This window comes from Ferrithrix thermotolerans DSM 19514, assembly GCF_900128965.1.
Lineage (GTDB): Bacteria > Actinomycetota > Acidimicrobiia > Acidimicrobiales > Acidimicrobiaceae > Ferrithrix > Ferrithrix thermotolerans.
Map to the genome: position 1 here is coordinate 1 of NZ_FQUL01000028.1, position 16,216 is coordinate 16,216.

A 16,216-nucleotide genomic window follows, 5' to 3' on the forward strand; every position below is an offset into this window, starting at 1 on the left:
CGGATCCTACCAACCTTTTGTAGACATCTTGTGAAGGAAATTACTGAATCAGCGTTAGCTCCTCTGTCGGTTGATTGATTCAGACCACCTCGGGAGGGACGGGTGGCGTCGTTGCCTTGTTGACGAATAGGCCTAGGTAGGATAGGTAGGAAAGATCTAAGGCCATCTTGGCTGCTGGATAATCTCTTTCGAGTATCTCTAGTAAACATCGGCAGGGGTCATAAGCGCAATGACAAAGTGCCGATGTTCGTGGTTATATCAATAGAACAGATCTGAGAGGTAGCCTTGGGCCTCAGTCAAGTCAGAGAAGTTAGCTGGGAATCGGAGCCGGTACTTGAGGGTCTTGAACTGTTCCTCTTGGTAGGGTTGTCATTTGGTGTGTGTGGTCGGGAGTAAGATTTAGTCACCCCCCAGATCGGCCAAAGACAGAGCTAATCTCTTTCAAGCCATGGAGGCTCCATTGTCGGCATGGAGAGTCAGGAAGGTGGGATCTAACCTCTTCTTTCAAGATGGCATTGGTGATGAGTTCCCGAGGCAATCTCAGATGGCTCCCGATCAGCTAGAGTCCTTTCCACCGCATAGCGAGAGTAGATCTCTAAGAGCACATAGAGGTAGAACTAGTCTCCCTAATCACATGTTCGCTCTTGAACAATCGGCTCAAGATATCTGTGCATAGAAGCGAAGATTTCCTCGGCACTCTTGGTCCAGATAAAGGGCTAAGAGTGCCGGTTCCAGTTATCAGTCCACTCCTTGATGCCACGGGTGAGTTCGTTCACACTCCAGTGAACACTGCGCTGTAGGTACTTGGTGATAAGAGCCGAGAACCACCGCTCTATCTGATTCATCCAGGACGAATACGTTGGGGTGAAGTGGAACTCGAAGCGGGGATGCTCAAGGAGCCTGAGCCTCACGGGTTCTGATTTGTGGGCCGAGTAGTTGTCAAGTACGAGGTGAACCCCCAGGTTCTTGGGGACTCGTCTGTCAATGAGTTCTAAGAACTGAAATGAACTCTATAGCTCTGTGGGCATCTGTCATCTTGGCGATGACCTTGCCAGAGGCAACGTCAAGTATGCCATAGATAGTGAGAGATGCCACTTCGCTTGTACTTAGGTGTGTGACGAAGTGGTACACCTGGCACCATTGCAAGCACGGGCTGAGTTCGGTTCAAGGCTTGAATCTGGGTCTTCTCATCAACGCTTACGACAATGGCTGCCTCAGGTGGGTTGATGTAGACCCCGACTACGTCCCTGACCTTCTCGCATGAACTCTGGATCGTTTGATATGGTGAAGCTCTCAACCATGTGGGGCTTAAGACCAAAGGTACGCCAGATCCTCCCTGCTGTTGCGGGGGAGACCTTTGCAACCCTTGCCATGGAGTTCGTTGACCAATGCGTTGAACCATCAGGTGGCGAAGTAGTGGTCGTCAACTCGATGATCTCGGCAATCTTGTCATCCCCGTGTCTTCTTTCAGCCCCTGAATGGGGAGCATCGGAGAGAGATTTCACTCCAAAAAGAGCAAAGCGCTTTGCCCACTTTGAGACGGTAAACATGGAAACATCGAGCTCACGAGCGATGTCTAAAAGCCTTACTCCCTCGACTGCCAAGAGGGCAATCTTTACCCGAGCGACTTTGCCGGCCCGAGCATTCCTCCGAGCTATGACGGACTCGAGAAAGGTACGATCCTCGCAACATAGCTCAACGACATAAGTGGGCTTTCGCCCCGTGCGCTTACCTTGTCCCTGCGCCTAACTCGCCGCATTGAGCGCTCGTTCGATCTGTTGTGCCATTGCCATGTCCGTCTCTCCTCCGAGGAGTAGGTGTACTCTTACAGAAACCGGACACAACGGACCAAAATTCCCCATTTCTCAGTTAATTTAGGATTAGGGATACAAGATCCACTTCGTGGGTCTCTGAACCTTCGTGTTTGTTCCAGCTCTAAGCAGAACTTGGTTTGCATGCCGTCGCTTCAGGCTTCTTTCGCAGAAAGATGTGACAGCTGGTTCCTTCGCTCTTTCACCTAATTTTTCGAAGTGAAGCACCCTATAGAAGGTAGAGATGGAGCCCAGTTAGGTCCCTTCGTTGCACAGGGTGGCACATATCTCGGCTGGCGGATGGTCGCAGAAGCGTTCTGAGTCACAGACCTCAACTATTGCGCCTCTCGTTTTCCTTTACTCAGGGCCCCAAGCTCCTTGGCTATAGGGTTGCGCTTTCGCCCTTGTGAGATATCGAGGCCTTCCCCTCCATCTCTTGGCGAAGGTTCTTCTCCAAGAGATGACGTGAGAGCAGTACAGTCCCTCTCTGCGCAGTAGGGCCGCTCGCTCTCTAGCGGGAAGGCTCTCGTACTCCTTTAGAAACCGGGCCTTGTAGCTAGGAGGGTAAATCCTCCTCCTAGCTTTTTTCATACATCAGGCTCTAGAGGTCTTTGGCTCTCTGTATCCTCATCGTAGGTCGAGGTGTTTCTCTGTGCATTTGCGTAGTTCATGTCGTCTTCTCAACTATCTCGCCCTCAGTCATCACTGAGGAGAAGATGACTACAGCAAGGATGACAGAGAGGGAATTGCAAAAGACCCAAAATCACGTTTCACAGTGAAACTCTGACGAGGGACTGTAGCGGAGGTATAAAGAGACCTTTGGCGCCGGATGAGAATGCTACTTCCGCCCCGGTACGCTAGTAAGTTCGCTGTGGCACGATGGGCACGTTTGAAGAACCTAAAGATCTAGCTAAACGCCAGCGTGAAACCCAAGAGCGCATCAAACTAAGTGCTGGAGGCATATAAGATGAAGGAATCCCTACAGGCGCCATTCGCTGAAAATCTCACCGACGATAAGGTGCGTGAAGTACATAAGCGATGGTGTTCCTGAGCGTCACGGTCTCAGATACAGAGCTTTGACCAATTGTTAGATCCATTTCCATAAGGATGGTACATGGCCGCAATTGAACTTGGTGTCACTAACGGCTAGGTGGAAGGTTTGAACACCAAGATAAGCTCCCCTAACGCCAGATACTAAGGGCTTCCTCTCCTCAGGCGATTCTGGCGTTGGTGATGCTCTTTTGGGACCAGTTGATCTCAAACTTCCGCACGAGAGGGCGAGCTGATGCACATGAAGGTCAATAGAGTTCCCTCAAGACCCGTACTCGGCGCAGGGTCACACTCGGAGTGATTGGGGTGTAGCTGTTAAGGATGTTTTTGTCCGTCTCAATTGTCAAGGAGCAGGGATTTTCCTGCATCCAACCGACTGAGATGGAAGAAGGTGGCCGCTCAACACTTGGAACTTTACCACAAAGTAATCAGGCAGTGGCAAAGGGATAGAGGTAACGCTCATTGAGCGGGTAGTTTGGAAACCATGGACCAAGTCGATCAGAGCCTATTAGGCGCCAAAGAAGACTTCCTGGTTGCCTTACCTACAATCATGGAGTACGTAAAGGTCCGATGTTTATCGCCCGCCTTTGACCAAGGTTGGGAGAGTCACGGCGAGATCGATAGAGCCGTGGATCTCTACAGAAGTTGGGCGGAACATCAAGCAATAGATGGGGCCACGGTTTGGGTGTCTGAGATTCCAGGCCGCACTCCAGCGCTTGTAATTGATGTCCCCGGCACTTACCACTCGACTCAGACCGTGTTACTTTATGGGCACCTCGACAAACAACCCGCAGTCGCTCCCTGGAGAGACGGCACGGACCCATTCGAGGCGGTGCAAAGAGGAGACAAAATCTACGGTCGGGGAGTTGCGGACGACGGATATGCCATGTTTGCGGCGCTGGCAGGTATCCAAGCAGCAAGGCGAAGCGGCGGAGCGGTTCCTAGATGCGTGGTGTTCATAGAAGCCAGTGAGGAAAGTGGAAGCCCTGACCTTGACGCTCATCTCGATAAGATCCTTCCGTCTCTTGGTGAGGTTGGCCTTGTCGTTTGTCTCGACTCTGGTGGACTTGACTTTGAGAGACTGTGGATTACTACCTCACTTAGAGGAAATCTTGTCTTGACCGTCTCGGTAAAGGTGCTTGAACACGGAGTCCACTCAGGATCGGCCAGCGGGGTAGTCCCTTCCTCATTTAGGGTTCTAAGGGCACTTCTTTCAAGGGTCGAAGATGAAAGCACGGGCGATCTCAAACTGCCGATCTTGACTCCGGAGGTTCCAGAGTTCTATCTCGACAGGGCGCAGGCGTTAGAAGAAGAGTTGGGGGATCCCTTAGGTGAAGCATTTCCCGTGGTGGAGGGTCTCAGTCTCATGGGTGATTCGGGATCGGACCGTCTGGTTAGACAGACCTGGAGAGGAGCTCTATCCGTTACCGGCATAGAAGGCGTTCCCGAGATTGAAAGCGGTGGTAATGTTCTTAGGTCATACACCAAGGCCAAGCTATCTTTTCGTCTTCCTCCAAATGTCGATGCACAGGCTGCCCAAGATGAGATAGTAAGAGTGCTCACAGTTGATCCTCCATATGGAGCCGAGGTGGTCGTGGAGACAGAGACGCCTGCTCAGGGATGGGTGGCTCCTCTACCTGCTCCATGGCTAGCAAAGGCGCTCAATGAAGCTTCGCTCTTGGCCTTCGGAAAGCCTGTTGGGTACTGTGGCGAGGGAGGCACCATTCCGTTCTTATACACCCTTGGCGCGAAGTTTCCAAAGGCGGAGTTTGTCGCTACCGGTGTTTTGGGTCCAGGCTCAAACGCTCATGGTCCAGATGAGTCACTCTCGATTCCCACGGCGCAGGGTGTCGCTGTGGCAGTGGCCAAGATCCTTTCGGCGATGCCGGAGAGCATGGAAAACTGACCAAAGCCTCCTCAATTCATCCAAGAACCCTGTTCCTGGACAGATATGTGGATTCAGATTTGCCCAGATCTAGTCATTTGGGCGCTGTAGGTTTCGCCTAATCTACTCTAGGGTAACCGGTCAAATTCGAAGTTTCATATGGCTACGTGATGGTTGCAAGCTAGTTTATAACTGTGCATTTTTAGGCCTGAGCTCATACACCTAGCCACGGTTGCGCTTAGTTTCGACCTATGGTTCTGTTCCTTGGCCTGCGGAGGATTTGATGTTTCAAAAGATACTTGTCGCTAATCGTGGAGAGATTGCCATCAGAGCGTTTCGTGCTGCGAGTGAACTTGGCATCAAGACGGTCGCGATCTACGCCCATGAAGACCGTTACTCACTGCATCGCCATAGAGCCGATGAGTCCTATCAGATAGGAACCGCAGGTCACCCTCTTCGTGCCTACCTTGACATTGACGCCATCATAAAGATTGCCAAGGGCGCTAAGGTCGATGCGATCTATCCCGGTTACGGGTTCTTGTCTGAAAATCCAGCGCTGGCAGAGGCTTGCCGAGCATCAGAGATTACCTTTATCGGTCCAACCCCTGATAGCCTAAAACTTGCAGGCAACAAAATAAAAGCGGTAGAAGTTGCGAAGTCTACGGGGTTGCCGACCATTCGTAGCGTCAGCGAGTACATAGACATCGACGATCTTCTTGAACGGGCCAAAATGCTCAGATTCCCAGTCTTCGTTAAAGCGGCTGCGGGTGGTGGTGGGAGAGGACTGCGTCTGGTTGACAAGGAGGAGGATCTCAAGTTAGCCGCAGAGACGGCTGCCCGGGAGGCTGAGCTCTCATTTGGCGATCCCACTATTTTTGTGGAAGAGGCTGTGGTCGCTCCGAAACACATCGAGGTTCAGGTGCTAGCGGACAGCGAGGGAGAGGTGGTGCATCTCTTTGAGCGGGACTGTTCGATACAGAGACGGCATCAAAAAGTAGTTGAGATCGCTCCAGCCCCTACGTTGTCCAATGAGCTCCGAGAACGTATATGTGACGATGCGGTGCGCTTTGCGAAAGCGGTTGGTTACACCAACGCAGGCACGGTTGAGTTTTTGGTTAGCAAAGACGGCCAGCACTTCTTCATCGAGATGAACCCTCGAATACAGGTCGAACACACAGTTACCGAGGAAGTAACGGGTATCGATATCGTTCGTGCACAGATAGAGATAGCTGCCGGTGCTACCTTGTCTGATCTCAACATCGCACAGGAGAAGGTCTCTCTCAGGGGATTTGCTATCCAGTGCAGAATTACGACAGAGGATCCCAGTGAAGACTTCAGACCCGACACGGGCAAGATAACGGGGTATCGAACTCCGGGAGGGTCGGGAGTTCGTCTCGATGAGAGCACTTATTTAGGTGCTGAGGTGTTGCCTTATTTTGACTCTATGTTGGTAAAGCTCACTTGCAGGGGTCGCGACTTCAGGGAGGCTATCGAGAGAGCCTTGAGAGCGTTAGATGAGTTCCGGATTCGGGGGGTGTCGACAAACATAGCTTTTCTGACAGCGCTTTTGGTGGATCCTGACTTCCAAAGCGGGTACTTTGACACAAGCTTCATAGCCTCGAAGCCCGATCTGATGAAGTTTCGATATCGCGCGGATCGGGGCACGAAACTCCTAAGTTACCTAAGTGAGATATCGGTGAACAGACCAAATGGTTCACGACCGGCAAAGGGAGCAGATCCCATAACAAAGCTTCCGTCTTTGGACCTTTCCACACCACCGCCGAGCGGCTCCCGTCAGAGACTCGCCGAAGTGGGACCTGAAAAGTTCGCACAACAGCTAAGGGCACAGGTTCCAATAGCGGTTACTGACACCACGTTGAGAGATGCCCATCAGAGCCTTCTGGCGACCCGCCTTCGAACCATCGATATGGTGCGTGTGGTGCCATACATCTCCAGGCTCACTCCAAACCTCTTGAGCCTTGAGGCTTGGGGCGGGGCAACTTACGATGTGGCCCTCCGGTTCTTGCATGAGGATCCTTGGGAGAGGCTTGAACAGCTATCACAAGCAGCTCCGAATATCTGTCTTCAGATGTTGTTGAGGGGACAAAATACCGTGGGTTATTCACCTTCCCCAAAAGAGGTTGGAGATGTCTTCATCCGCGAAGCTGCCCGTAGCGGAGTCGACATATTTCGTATCTTCGACTCGCTAAACGACGTCGTGTCGCTTAGGCCCTCTATTGAGACGGTACTTGAGGAGAACAAGCTTGCCGAAGGTGCGATCTGTTACACAAGCGATATGTTATCCCCCACTGAGCGCCTTTACACTTTGGACTACTACCTTGGTCTTGCTGAGAAGTTGGTGACCTACGGATCTCATGTGATCTGTGTAAAGGATATGGCAGGACTACTCAAAGCACCGGCTGCAAAGGTCCTGATAGAGGCCTTAAGGCGCAACTTCGATCTTCCTGTTCATCTCCACACCCACGACACAGCAGGTGGTCAGCTGGCAACCTACCTAGCGGCGATCGAGGCTGGGGTGGATGCCATAGACGGTGCTTCAGCAACAATGGCCGGTTCGACCTCTCAGCCATCGCTGTCTGCTATCGTGGCAGCGACTCAGGGTACAGAGCGAGAAAGCGGGATCGACCTTGACGCCCTTTTGTCGTTAGAGCCGTACTTTGGAGCCGTAAGAGCGATGTACTCACACTTTGAAGCGGGACTTTCCTCTCCAACTGGGCGTGTTTATCTGCACGAGATACCCGGTGGTCAGCTCTCTAACCTTCGTCAGCAGGCTATCTCATTGGGTCTAGGGGAGAGATTCGAGGAGATAGAAGAGATGTACGCTGCGGTAAATAAGGTCCTCGGTAACATCGTTAAGGTCACGCCGTCCTCTAAGGTAGTTGGCGACCTGGCACTTCATCTGGTTGCCGGCTCAGTGGATCCAAAGGACTTTGAGGATAACCCTGGATCTTACGATATTCCAGACTCTGTAATCGGCTTCCTAAGGGGTGAGTTAGGTACGCCTCCAGGTGGGTGGCCAGAACCTTTTCGAACCAAGGCCTTAAAGGGTAGGGGAGGGCATAAGGTAACAGCGCCTGTTCTGACCGAAGTGCAAAAGACGGCGCTTCACGGCCCCGATGTCCGACTTGCTCTTAGTCAGACCATCTTCCCCGGTCCAACGAGGGAGTATCTTGAGTACTACAGTAGATACGGCTCGTTGTCGCTACTTCCTTCTGATGCGTTCTTCTTCGGTTTAGAACCAGGAGAAGAGGTGGCTGTTTCTCTGGAGCCGGGACTCGACCTATACCTTGCAATTGACGCTATTGGAGCGGCAGACGCAAAGGGGTATCGGGACGTCTACACAAGGCTGAACGGTCAGCCTAGGGTGATCTCTGTAAAGGACGACTCTGTATCGGTGAAGGTGAAATCTAATCAAAAAGCTGACCCTTCCGATCCAAGTCAGGTTGCAGCTCCATTTACCGGGGTCGTCACCATCGATGTATCTCCTGGTGACTCGGTCAAAGCTGGGCAGACTATTGCCACCATTGAGGCCATGAAGATGGAGGCGGCAATAACCTCGCCGCTATCAGGAACCGTCGAAAAAGTGGTGCTAGCGTCACCTGTACGTGTAGAGGGCGGAGATCTTCTTTTAGTGATATCGTAAATCGGAATCTACGATGTCTCTCTATTTATAATTTTATATACTGCTCTACCTGCGTATTTATGAAATCCACGAAAAATCTAACTCCTGACACTTGCAATCGCTTCTCCAGTGGTACACACTTGTTCTAAAGCTATTTGCGTGTATGCGAATATAGCTTCTATGGCAAGGTTTATCTCTTTCTGTTTTGGGGGGTTGTGAATGAGCGATTTAGCCGCAGATACGGTCTTGGACTGTAAGGGGCTTCAATGTCCGCTGCCTGTTGTGAAAACTGCACAGGCTATCAAGAAGATCGAAGTCAATGAAGTCTTAGAGCTCCTGGCTACCGATCCTGGCGTTGAACCAGATATGAAGGCATGGAGTGCCAGAACAGGAAACGAACTTATCAAGATCGACAAGGAAGGCGACGTCTACCACGTATTTTTACGCCGGACTCGCTAGCGCCGTTTCGCACTTATCAAATTTCAGCTATTCATGCGACGATGTGCATTGTCGCGCATTTGTACTGCTTGTTCCTAGATGTTCTATATAACTTGTGAAAGGGGGAGATGTGTGGAGTGATGAGGGTGAAGGAAAGATCCTCTATGTGCAGACACATGGTGTAAACGACCCAGGAAGATCGGCGACTCCATTCTTCTTGGCGGCGTCCGCCGCTGCTATGGAGGTAGAGGTTGGGATATATTTCACCATGTACGGTCCTCAACTTCTGCAAAAGGAGATAATCGATAAGATAGGTCCCAAAGGTGACAGGGGACAAAGGCTATCTTATTTTATAAAACAGGCAACTGACCTTGGGGTAAGGCTATTTGTATGTCAACCCTCCTTGGATCTAAACGATCTTGCGATTGAGGATTTGATCGATGACGTGGAGATGATAGGCGGAGCAGCCTTCAACGATCTAGCGATGCGTGCAGACGCAGTGATCTCGTTTTAGCCATGAAAACAGTCACTGAAGATCCATACATGAAGGTTGACCGGGTCGCTGGTCACGAAGATGTGGAGAGATCTACAAAAGAGTCTCTCATGGCAGAGGTCTTTGCGGATCCCCGATTCCCTCACTACCTCTATGGGTGTTATGAGTGCGGCATATGTGTTGCTGCCTGTCCTTCGGCAAGGTTCTATGACTTCAGTCCTCGAAGGGTAGCTCAAGCAGCGGCACGCCGTGATATCGATCTTATGTTCCAGCAGATGGAGGAGGACATATGGGAGTGCTCACAGTGCTTCTCGTGCCTTCGCTGTCCGAGGGGCAACAATCCAGGAGGAATCATTACCGTAATGCGGGAGGTTGCCGTGAAGAACGGGCTGCACTCAGCGCAAGAAGCGCTGCAAGGGTACTCGAGAATTATCTTCAAGATAATGTCGACAGGAACTCAGGTCTCCCCGGACATGTTGCAGCCCGATGCCTTCCCGGACTGGGGCCCCGAGGTCAAAGATGTCTCAGAGAACTTGGATCTTTGGAGGCGGGCCCTTCCTCCAGAGACGCACCACACAACGAAGACGGGTTGGGCCGTAGCGGATAAGACGATAGTAGAGCTCTATCTCATCTGGCTTGAGACAGGGGCTTTGGATATGATTCGCCAGGTAGATGAGGGTATCCACATGATTTTGGAAGAGGTCATGGAGGAGAGACTGGAAGATGAGGGGATAGAGATATGACGCAGGTTGAACCGGTGCAGTTGCTTCTTTCTAAGAAAGAGAGGTTCGAGAGAGAACCCGACAGACGCTCGGAAGACTTCCACGAACTGCTCTTTGAGCTTGAAAGTCGTGGTGAGTTGGTCGTCCAGAGGGTCCAAGGGGAGCACGTTACTGTTCCGACCAAGTATGGAACGCCCAAGAAGATTCAAAAAGGTCACCTCTGGCACCATAAGTCTTGTGGACAATGCGGGCACATCCCAGGTTACTCCACCTCGATCTTTTGGATTATGCGCAAGCTTGGATATGACTACGAAGATCCAAGGGACCAAACATCATGTACGGCCTGGAACTACTACGCTAGTGCGACCTCCAATCAGGCTGCGCAGGCGGCGGTAGCCCTCAGAAACTTTGCGGCGGCTTATGAGACCGGTTACTTCCCATTGATACACTGTGGCACCTCCTATGGCCATTACAAAGAGGTTCGTTCTGAACTGTTGCATCAACCAGAACTTCGGAGCCAGGTAAGGAAGGTGATGGAGAAACTCGGAAAGCCCATGGTCCTTCCCGAGGAGATCGTGCACTACTCAGAGTGGCTCTATGCGATGCGCGATGAGATAGCCGCTAATCAGGTCATTGATCTAAAAGATGTGGCGGTTACTGTGCATCCCGCCTGTCACTACTACAAGCTGGTAGAGGGAGATGCGATATATGATCCAGACGTCTATCACGGTCAAAGAACTGCGGCGGTTAGTGGGCTGGTTCAGAGGCTAGGAGCCGACCTTAGATCGTATTCAACCTTCTTTGACTGCTGCGGGTTTGGTTTCCGGCACATACTTGTGCAGCGAGACTTCACTAGGTCCTTTGCAACGTTGCGAAAGATCGAGGTAATGAAGGAAGAGGCCAACCCAGATGTGGTTCTCACCCATGATACCGGATGCGTTACCTCTTTGGATAAGAGTCAATTTGCCGCTCAGGCTCATGACCGCAACGTTGGGGTACCTGTTATGTCTGAGGCGCAGTTTGCAGCACTAGCAATGGGGGCTCACCCCTACAAGGTCTGTCAGCTTCACTGGCACTCGACGAACTACAAACCTCTTTTGGAGAAGATGGGTATCGACTGGAAGGCGGCTTGGGCAGAGTTTGAAGAGGAACTTCAGCATCTAAAAAGCGGCGATAAAGAGTTTCTTACTTGGGAAGACGTTGGCGTTTAGCTGAGTCTTTGGATTAGGGAAGGATTGACATATAAATTGAGCGAGACAGTTTTAGTTATAGGTGGTGGTCCTGCAGGTCTCTCCGCTGCAAAGTCCGCTTCAGAGCTTGGAGCGTCGGTGGTCGTTGTGGAGAAGTTACCCTATCTAGGCGGTCGTCCAATCGAGGAGAACTACGCCTCCCTGACGCCGTATCTTGTAGGTGCCGAAGAGGCGTTGGCCCCAATGATCCAGGCGGTAACGGAGAATGAGCGCACAGAGGTTCTGCTCTCTTCAACGGTTATGGAGGTAACCGGGGAGGCTCCGGAGTTCAAAGTTAGAGTCGAAGGTCCTGATGGTGCGAGAGATCTGGAGGTTGGCTCGATCATAATAGCTACGGGTTTCCAGCACTTTGATCCGGGCCGTGAGACGCAGCTTTATGGTTACTACGAGTTTCCGGATGTTTTGGCACTTCAGGATCTTGAAGCCATGCTCAAGGCAGGGTCCGTTAGAAGACCTTCCAATGGAGAAGTGCCGAAACGGATATGTTTTGTGCAGTGTGTCGGTAGCCGTGACAGGCAGATTGGAAACGAGTACTGCTCCAAGGTGTGTTGTGGTGTTGCCTCAAAGGAGGCGACCGAGGTCAAGATGGCGATACCGGACGCTGAAGTATTTATTTTCTACATCGACATGAGGATGTATGGATATTGGGAGAGCCAGATCTACTGGCCTGCGCAAGAGAAGCATCATATCCAATACGTCAAGGGGATCATAACTGAAGTTCTTCCCAAGGGCGACAAGCTCTTGGTGCGAGGTGAAGACACGACCATGGGTCGTCCTATGGAGGTCCTTATGGATATGGTGGTTCTTTCCGTGGGAATGGAGCCTTCTCCTGGTACCAAAAAGATGGCGGCCATAACAGGGGCTAAGCAGAACAAGTATGGATTTATCGAGTCTATCAATCCACCTCTTGACACAGTTAGTACATCGGTTCCCGGAGTCTATGCCGTTGGCGCTGCGCTTGGTCCGGCGGATCTTGAGGACTGTGTGTCGACTGGGGGTCTGGCGGCCGCAAAGGCTGTGGGTGGTATCAGGGCACTTGCATTAAGCGGGAAGTAGCAGAGTTCCATGGCTGTGTCGGTACAGATAGCTGACCTAGAGGTTGCAAGGGAGTTCTGGAGTCAGATCTCTATACAGATTCCCGATGATCGTTACAGAGACCTCGACCAAAGGCTGAAGAACAAGTCAAGGCGGCTGCAAGAGATTGTCTTTGATGCAAGAGGCGGAACCGTTTCATTTGATGAGATGCAGTTGATCCTGAGATCCTCATTTGCAAGTCGAAGGAAAGCAAAGGAGATCCTGGCGACCTGTGACTTTGATCAGCTCTCCTTGGCTCTAACGGCGCTCGCTGATGACGGTGCTACGGTTGTAGAACGTACTCAACCTTTGCGAGATCAGTTACAGGGTTTCGAGGCAGCACGGAGCGAACTACCCTTCGAACTTCTACACAACCTTTATCCGTCCGCCTACTGGCCCTTTAGTAAGTGGATCTGGAATCCAGATGCCGATACCGGTGCGTTACGACTTTTGGTCAATGACGAGTTTGACCTTTTTGGAGAGGATGACTTCGATACATATAAGCGAGTGTGCTTTGCGAGCGAGTATCTCTTTCATACTATGGCCGCTGCTGGTCTGGGAGTTGATCTTGACTCACCTTTCTCGTTCGATATCTTCTTGGCCGGAGTCTACTCAACGTATATGTCGACTGTGTTGGAGATGAAGATGACGAGAGAGTTTAATCAGATAGTCCCAGGAGCGGTAGAGCTGGCAGCTCGGCTACTTGGTGTATACAAGTTGGAGGTGGGGAGTTAGATGCCCGTAGGCGGCAAGAAACAAAGTCCGGTTGTGGTGGAACTGGAAGAGGCTACCGTAATCTCGAAGGTTTCGGGACGAGAGTGGGATGTCTCTGGTGCTTGGAACAGAATGTTTCAACCACGAGTTCTAAGCGACTACTCCTACAGTGGCGGTCTTGGAAAGGTTGCTCAGTTAGATGGAGGAGAGACACTCGAGTACTGCTATGGTTGCGGCAAGTGTGTGCCGGTCTGTCCCGTTGATCTGGTCTCGGAGTACGGTCCAAGAAAGATCCATCGTAAGGTGCAAACAGGTTTAGATCTCTTTGCTTCAGATGAGCTCTGGATGTGTACCACGTGCGGAAACTGTCTGAGGGTTTGCCCGAAGGGCGTGAATATGATCCAGATTATGCCTGCTGTGAGAGAGGTAGCGGTCGGTGACGGTAAGGTTCCAGATGAGTTGCAGGGTATCTTCGAAAAGACGTTCAGATACGGCAACGCATTGGGTGAAAATCCACGAAGAAGACATGCATGGACTAAAGCGGCAGGTGTTCCTGTCCGGGTCCTAGGATCGGATCCCACCCCGGTTGATGTGCTATTTTACGTTGAGGACTACTGGAGCTATCATCCTAGAGGACAACAAGCCGCACAGGCCTTTGCTCGGACCATGGCTAGGGTTGGGGTTGATTTTGCGATTCTTGGTGCTGAGGAAAAAACCGTCGGCGACTCCCAACGACTCGCCGGCGAGAAGGGTCTCTTTGATGCTTTGGTCGAGGATGTTACTTCTACGTTAGCTAAGTACGAGTTCAACCGAATCGTTACTCCGGATCCGCACGCCTTCAACGCTCTTGTCAAAGAGTACCCAAAGCGAGGCTTCACCTACGATGTGTTGCACTATACACAGCTACTCTCGCCGCTGATCGACAGGATGAACTTTGTAAACCCGATAAACAAGAAAGTTACGTTCCATGACCCCTGTTACCTAGGGCGTCATAACGGAGAGTACGATGCTCCCCGCAAACTTCTCAAGGCGATACCAGGTCTTGACCTAGTTGAGATGGGAAGATGTAAGGAGAACTCGTACTGCTGCGGAGGCGGGGGAGGTGGTATGTGGCTAGATGGGTTTAACTCTAACCACGTCTCAGAGCGACTCTCGGAGCGCAGGGTAAGAGAGGCAGCTGGAACCGGAGCCGAGATTTTGGCTGTGTGCTGTCCCTATGAGGTCTCTCGCTTTGAGGATGCCGCTAAGTCGACTGGTAATGAGCACCTAAAGGTAATGGACATCGCCGAACTCTTAGATGAGGCGCTCGGAGGATCAGAGGGTCTCTAAGGGAAGCGTGCAATGAAGTTGATGTGGTTGTTGATGGATTATAAGGACATGAAGGGGGAGTGTTGAAGATCGTAGTTGGAATGCGTCAGCTGGCTGATCTGGTCGAAGAGCTAGAGGTTGCTGACTCGGGGGTTGATATCGACAGAGACTTTGTGAAGTTCGTATCGAACGAATGGGATGAGGCTGCTCTTGAGGAGGCTCTGCTAATCAAGGAGCAGGTCGGAGGAGAGGTCGTTGTCGTGGCTCTTGATGAGCCCGATGTAGATCAGACTCTTTACAGTGCCATCGCAAAGGGAGCGGATCGGGCGGTCAAGATAGTCGGTGTTGAGGAAGGGTGGACCCCTACTCGTCTTAGGGCACAGCTCTTGGCGAAGTATCTCGAGTCTGAGGGAGACTGGGATGCCTTCTTTACTGGAGTGCAGGCTGCAGACGACCTTGATGGTCAGCTTGCCGGTTTGATAGGTGCCTCTTTGGGAGTAGCGCATGCGGCTGTCGTCTCGAAGGCGGAGCCGGAAGGGCCTGCTCTTCGTATCACCCAGGAACTTGGTGGCGGCACACTTGCAGAGTCCGTAGCAGAAGGCAAGGTAGTGCTAGGAGTACAAGCGGGTCGGCAGGCACCGAGATACGCTCCTATCACAAGGATCCGACAAGCTATGTCGTCTACGACTATCGAGAGTTTTGAGGCACCCGAGGTGGAGCTGGGTCCGGGACCAAAGGTTAGAAAGCTGTATCCACCCGAGAGCAAGGGTCAGGCGACGATGTTAGAGGGTGACCCAGTAGAGGTTGCCGAGAAGATAGTTGAGATCATTAGGACAAAAGGTCTGGTTAGGTAGGGGGAAAGATGTCTAACGAAGTACTGGTGATAAACGAGAGAGTCCAAGGGGAGATCCCTGATCTTACCTTTGAGCTCATAGGTAAGGGGCGAGAGCTAGCACAGGCGCTAGGTGGTTCGGTATCGGTGGCGATGATCGGCGACTTATCTTCTTTGGATGCATTCGGTGGAGCGGACAAGGTGTATACGGTCGAACACCCAGTTTTTGGCTCCGGCTACTCAGCGCAGGCTTGGGAAGAGGCGGTAGCAGAGGTTGTTGCGGTCGCTAGGCCCAAGGTGGTGCTCTTTGGAACCGGCACGATCGGTATCGATCTTGCGGGTTCGATCGCTTATAGGGAGAAAGCCCCCCTTGCCTCCTACGTTGTTGATCTGAAGGTAGAAGGCAGCGATGTCGTCGCTGTGTCCCAACTCTACGGTGGAAAGCTTCTTGCTGAATCTCTATTGGAGGGAGAGACTGTCGTTGCGACCGTCATAGCTGGCTCGTTCCCATCTGAAGCTGGAAGATCCGGGGGTTCTCCAGAGGTCGTGTCTGTCGCAGCTCCTAAATCTTTGGACAGCCTAACTCTGCGTCCGGTGGCCGTTAAAGAGCCTGAAAAGTCAGGGGTTGACATCACAGCCGCTGACCTTTTGGTATCGGTTGGTCGTGGTGTTGGGTCTCAGGCTAACATCGAGATGCTGCAGGAGCTGGCAGATGCTCTTAAGGTTCCGTTGTCGGCTTCAAGACCGGTGATAGACCAAGGTTGGCTACCTAAACCCCACCAGGTTGGAAAGTCGGGTAAGAAGGTAAAGCCAAAGGTTTACCTTGCCTTTGGAATCTCAGGTGCCCCCGAGCACCTGGAGGGCATGCGTAGTTCAGAGTTGATTATCGCTTGCAACACCGATCCAAAGGCACCAATATTCGAGGTGGCTCATTACGGCACGACCTTGGACCTCTTCGATCTGGTTCCAGAGATCTTAGAGAAGTTAGAGGCGTAA

The 16,216-nt window shown here is 51.8% G+C and carries 16 protein-coding genes; 12 read left to right on the plus strand and 4 right to left on the minus strand.

The annotated features are described in order from the left end of the window. Positions 1–716 precede the first annotated feature (716 nt). The 4 genes from BUA24_RS13420 to BUA24_RS08665 form a co-directional block, all read right to left on the minus strand. The gene (locus BUA24_RS13420) at positions 717–986 is read right to left on the minus strand and encodes a transposase (RefSeq protein ID WP_084660361.1); all 270 of its coding nucleotides are present in this window, start codon (positions 984–986) and stop codon (positions 717–719) included. Then, the gene (locus BUA24_RS12560; RefSeq protein WP_178138774.1) at positions 982–1,131 is read right to left on the minus strand and encodes a hypothetical protein; all 150 of its coding nucleotides are present in this window, start codon (positions 1,129–1,131) and stop codon (positions 982–984) included. Before BUA24_RS12560 ends, BUA24_RS13420 begins: the two co-directional genes overlap by 5 nt. Positions 1,132–1,214: 83 nt before the next feature. Next, positions 1,215–1,604 (minus strand): helix-turn-helix domain-containing protein, encoded by a 390-nt coding sequence (locus BUA24_RS11935; RefSeq protein ID WP_084660362.1) that lies wholly within the window; start codon positions 1,602–1,604, stop codon positions 1,215–1,217. 564 nt (positions 1,605–2,168) lie between these two features. After that, positions 2,169–2,402 (minus strand): hypothetical protein, encoded by a 234-nt coding sequence (locus BUA24_RS08665; protein WP_072791410.1) that lies wholly within the window; start codon positions 2,400–2,402, stop codon positions 2,169–2,171. Between the two features lie 786 nt (positions 2,403–3,188). On the opposite strand from BUA24_RS08665, the gene BUA24_RS13190 reads away from it, so the two are divergent. The 12 genes from BUA24_RS13190 to BUA24_RS08720 all read left to right on the plus strand — a co-directional run bounded on the left by BUA24_RS13190 (position 3,189) and on the right by BUA24_RS08720 (position 16,216). After that, on the plus strand, positions 3,189–3,311 hold the full coding sequence (locus BUA24_RS13190; protein ID WP_272867299.1) for a hypothetical protein: 123 nt from the start codon (positions 3,189–3,191) through the stop codon (positions 3,309–3,311). Positions 3,312–3,345: 34 nt separating this feature from the next. After that, positions 3,346–4,767, plus strand: coding sequence for a M20/M25/M40 family metallo-hydrolase (locus BUA24_RS08670; RefSeq protein ID WP_072791413.1), 1,422 nt, complete (start codon positions 3,346–3,348; stop codon positions 4,765–4,767). 262 nt (positions 4,768–5,029) lie between these two features. Beyond that, a complete protein-coding gene (locus BUA24_RS08675) occupies positions 5,030–8,410 on the plus strand; it encodes a pyruvate carboxylase (protein ID WP_072791415.1) in 3,381 nt (1,126 codons plus the stop codon). Positions 8,411–8,608: 198 nt separating this feature from the next. Further along, positions 8,609–8,848, plus strand: coding sequence for a sulfurtransferase TusA family protein (locus BUA24_RS08680; RefSeq protein WP_072791417.1), 240 nt, complete (start codon positions 8,609–8,611; stop codon positions 8,846–8,848). Between the two features lie 109 nt (positions 8,849–8,957). After that, complete coding sequence (locus BUA24_RS08685) at positions 8,958–9,341, plus strand: DsrE family protein (protein ID WP_084660363.1); 384 nt, start codon at positions 8,958–8,960, stop codon at positions 9,339–9,341. A 2-nt stretch (positions 9,342–9,343) separates the two neighbouring features. After that, the gene (locus BUA24_RS08690) at positions 9,344–10,063 is read left to right on the plus strand and encodes a 4Fe-4S dicluster domain-containing protein (RefSeq protein ID WP_084660364.1); all 720 of its coding nucleotides are present in this window, start codon (positions 9,344–9,346) and stop codon (positions 10,061–10,063) included. Next, positions 10,060–11,253, plus strand: a complete 1,194-nt coding sequence (locus BUA24_RS08695) for a heterodisulfide reductase-related iron-sulfur binding cluster (RefSeq protein WP_072791424.1) — start codon at positions 10,060–10,062, stop codon at positions 11,251–11,253. Before BUA24_RS08690 ends, BUA24_RS08695 begins: the two co-directional genes overlap by 4 nt. A 36-nt stretch (positions 11,254–11,289) precedes the next feature. Next, complete coding sequence (locus BUA24_RS08700; RefSeq protein WP_072791426.1) at positions 11,290–12,348, plus strand: FAD-dependent oxidoreductase; 1,059 nt, start codon at positions 11,290–11,292, stop codon at positions 12,346–12,348. Positions 12,349–12,357: 9 nt separating this feature from the next. Next, positions 12,358–13,101, plus strand: coding sequence for a hypothetical protein (locus BUA24_RS08705; protein ID WP_072791429.1), 744 nt, complete (start codon positions 12,358–12,360; stop codon positions 13,099–13,101). After that, the gene (locus BUA24_RS08710) at positions 13,102–14,409 is read left to right on the plus strand and encodes a (Fe-S)-binding protein (RefSeq protein WP_072791431.1); all 1,308 of its coding nucleotides are present in this window, start codon (positions 13,102–13,104) and stop codon (positions 14,407–14,409) included. 62 nt (positions 14,410–14,471) lie between these two features. Continuing rightward, positions 14,472–15,242 (plus strand): electron transfer flavoprotein subunit beta/FixA family protein, encoded by a 771-nt coding sequence (locus tag BUA24_RS08715; RefSeq protein ID WP_072791434.1) that lies wholly within the window; start codon positions 14,472–14,474, stop codon positions 15,240–15,242. A gap of 8 nt (positions 15,243–15,250) precedes the next feature. Next, the gene (locus BUA24_RS08720) at positions 15,251–16,216 is read left to right on the plus strand and encodes an electron transfer flavoprotein subunit alpha/FixB family protein (protein ID WP_072791436.1); all 966 of its coding nucleotides are present in this window, start codon (positions 15,251–15,253) and stop codon (positions 16,214–16,216) included.

Coding starts and splice junctions, on each gene's coding strand:
- BUA24_RS08695 (WP_072791424.1), top strand. CDS start 10,060: ATGACGCAGGTTGAACCGGTGCAGTTGCTTCTTTCTAAGAAAGAGAGG.
- BUA24_RS08710 (WP_072791431.1), top strand. CDS start 13,102: ATGCCCGTAGGCGGCAAGAAACAAAGTCCGGTTGTGGTGGAACTGGAA.
- BUA24_RS08665 (WP_072791410.1), bottom strand. CDS start 2,402: ATGAAAAAAGCTAGGAGGAGGATTTACCCTCCTAGCTACAAGGCCCGG.
- BUA24_RS08690 (WP_084660364.1), top strand. CDS start 9,344: ATGAAAACAGTCACTGAAGATCCATACATGAAGGTTGACCGGGTCGCT.
- BUA24_RS08670 (WP_072791413.1), top strand. CDS start 3,346: ATGGACCAAGTCGATCAGAGCCTATTAGGCGCCAAAGAAGACTTCCTG.
- BUA24_RS08720 (WP_072791436.1), top strand. CDS start 15,251: ATGTCTAACGAAGTACTGGTGATAAACGAGAGAGTCCAAGGGGAGATC.
- BUA24_RS08680 (WP_072791417.1), top strand. CDS start 8,609: ATGAGCGATTTAGCCGCAGATACGGTCTTGGACTGTAAGGGGCTTCAA.
- BUA24_RS08705 (WP_072791429.1), top strand. CDS start 12,358: ATGGCTGTGTCGGTACAGATAGCTGACCTAGAGGTTGCAAGGGAGTTC.
- BUA24_RS08675 (WP_072791415.1), top strand. CDS start 5,030: ATGTTTCAAAAGATACTTGTCGCTAATCGTGGAGAGATTGCCATCAGA.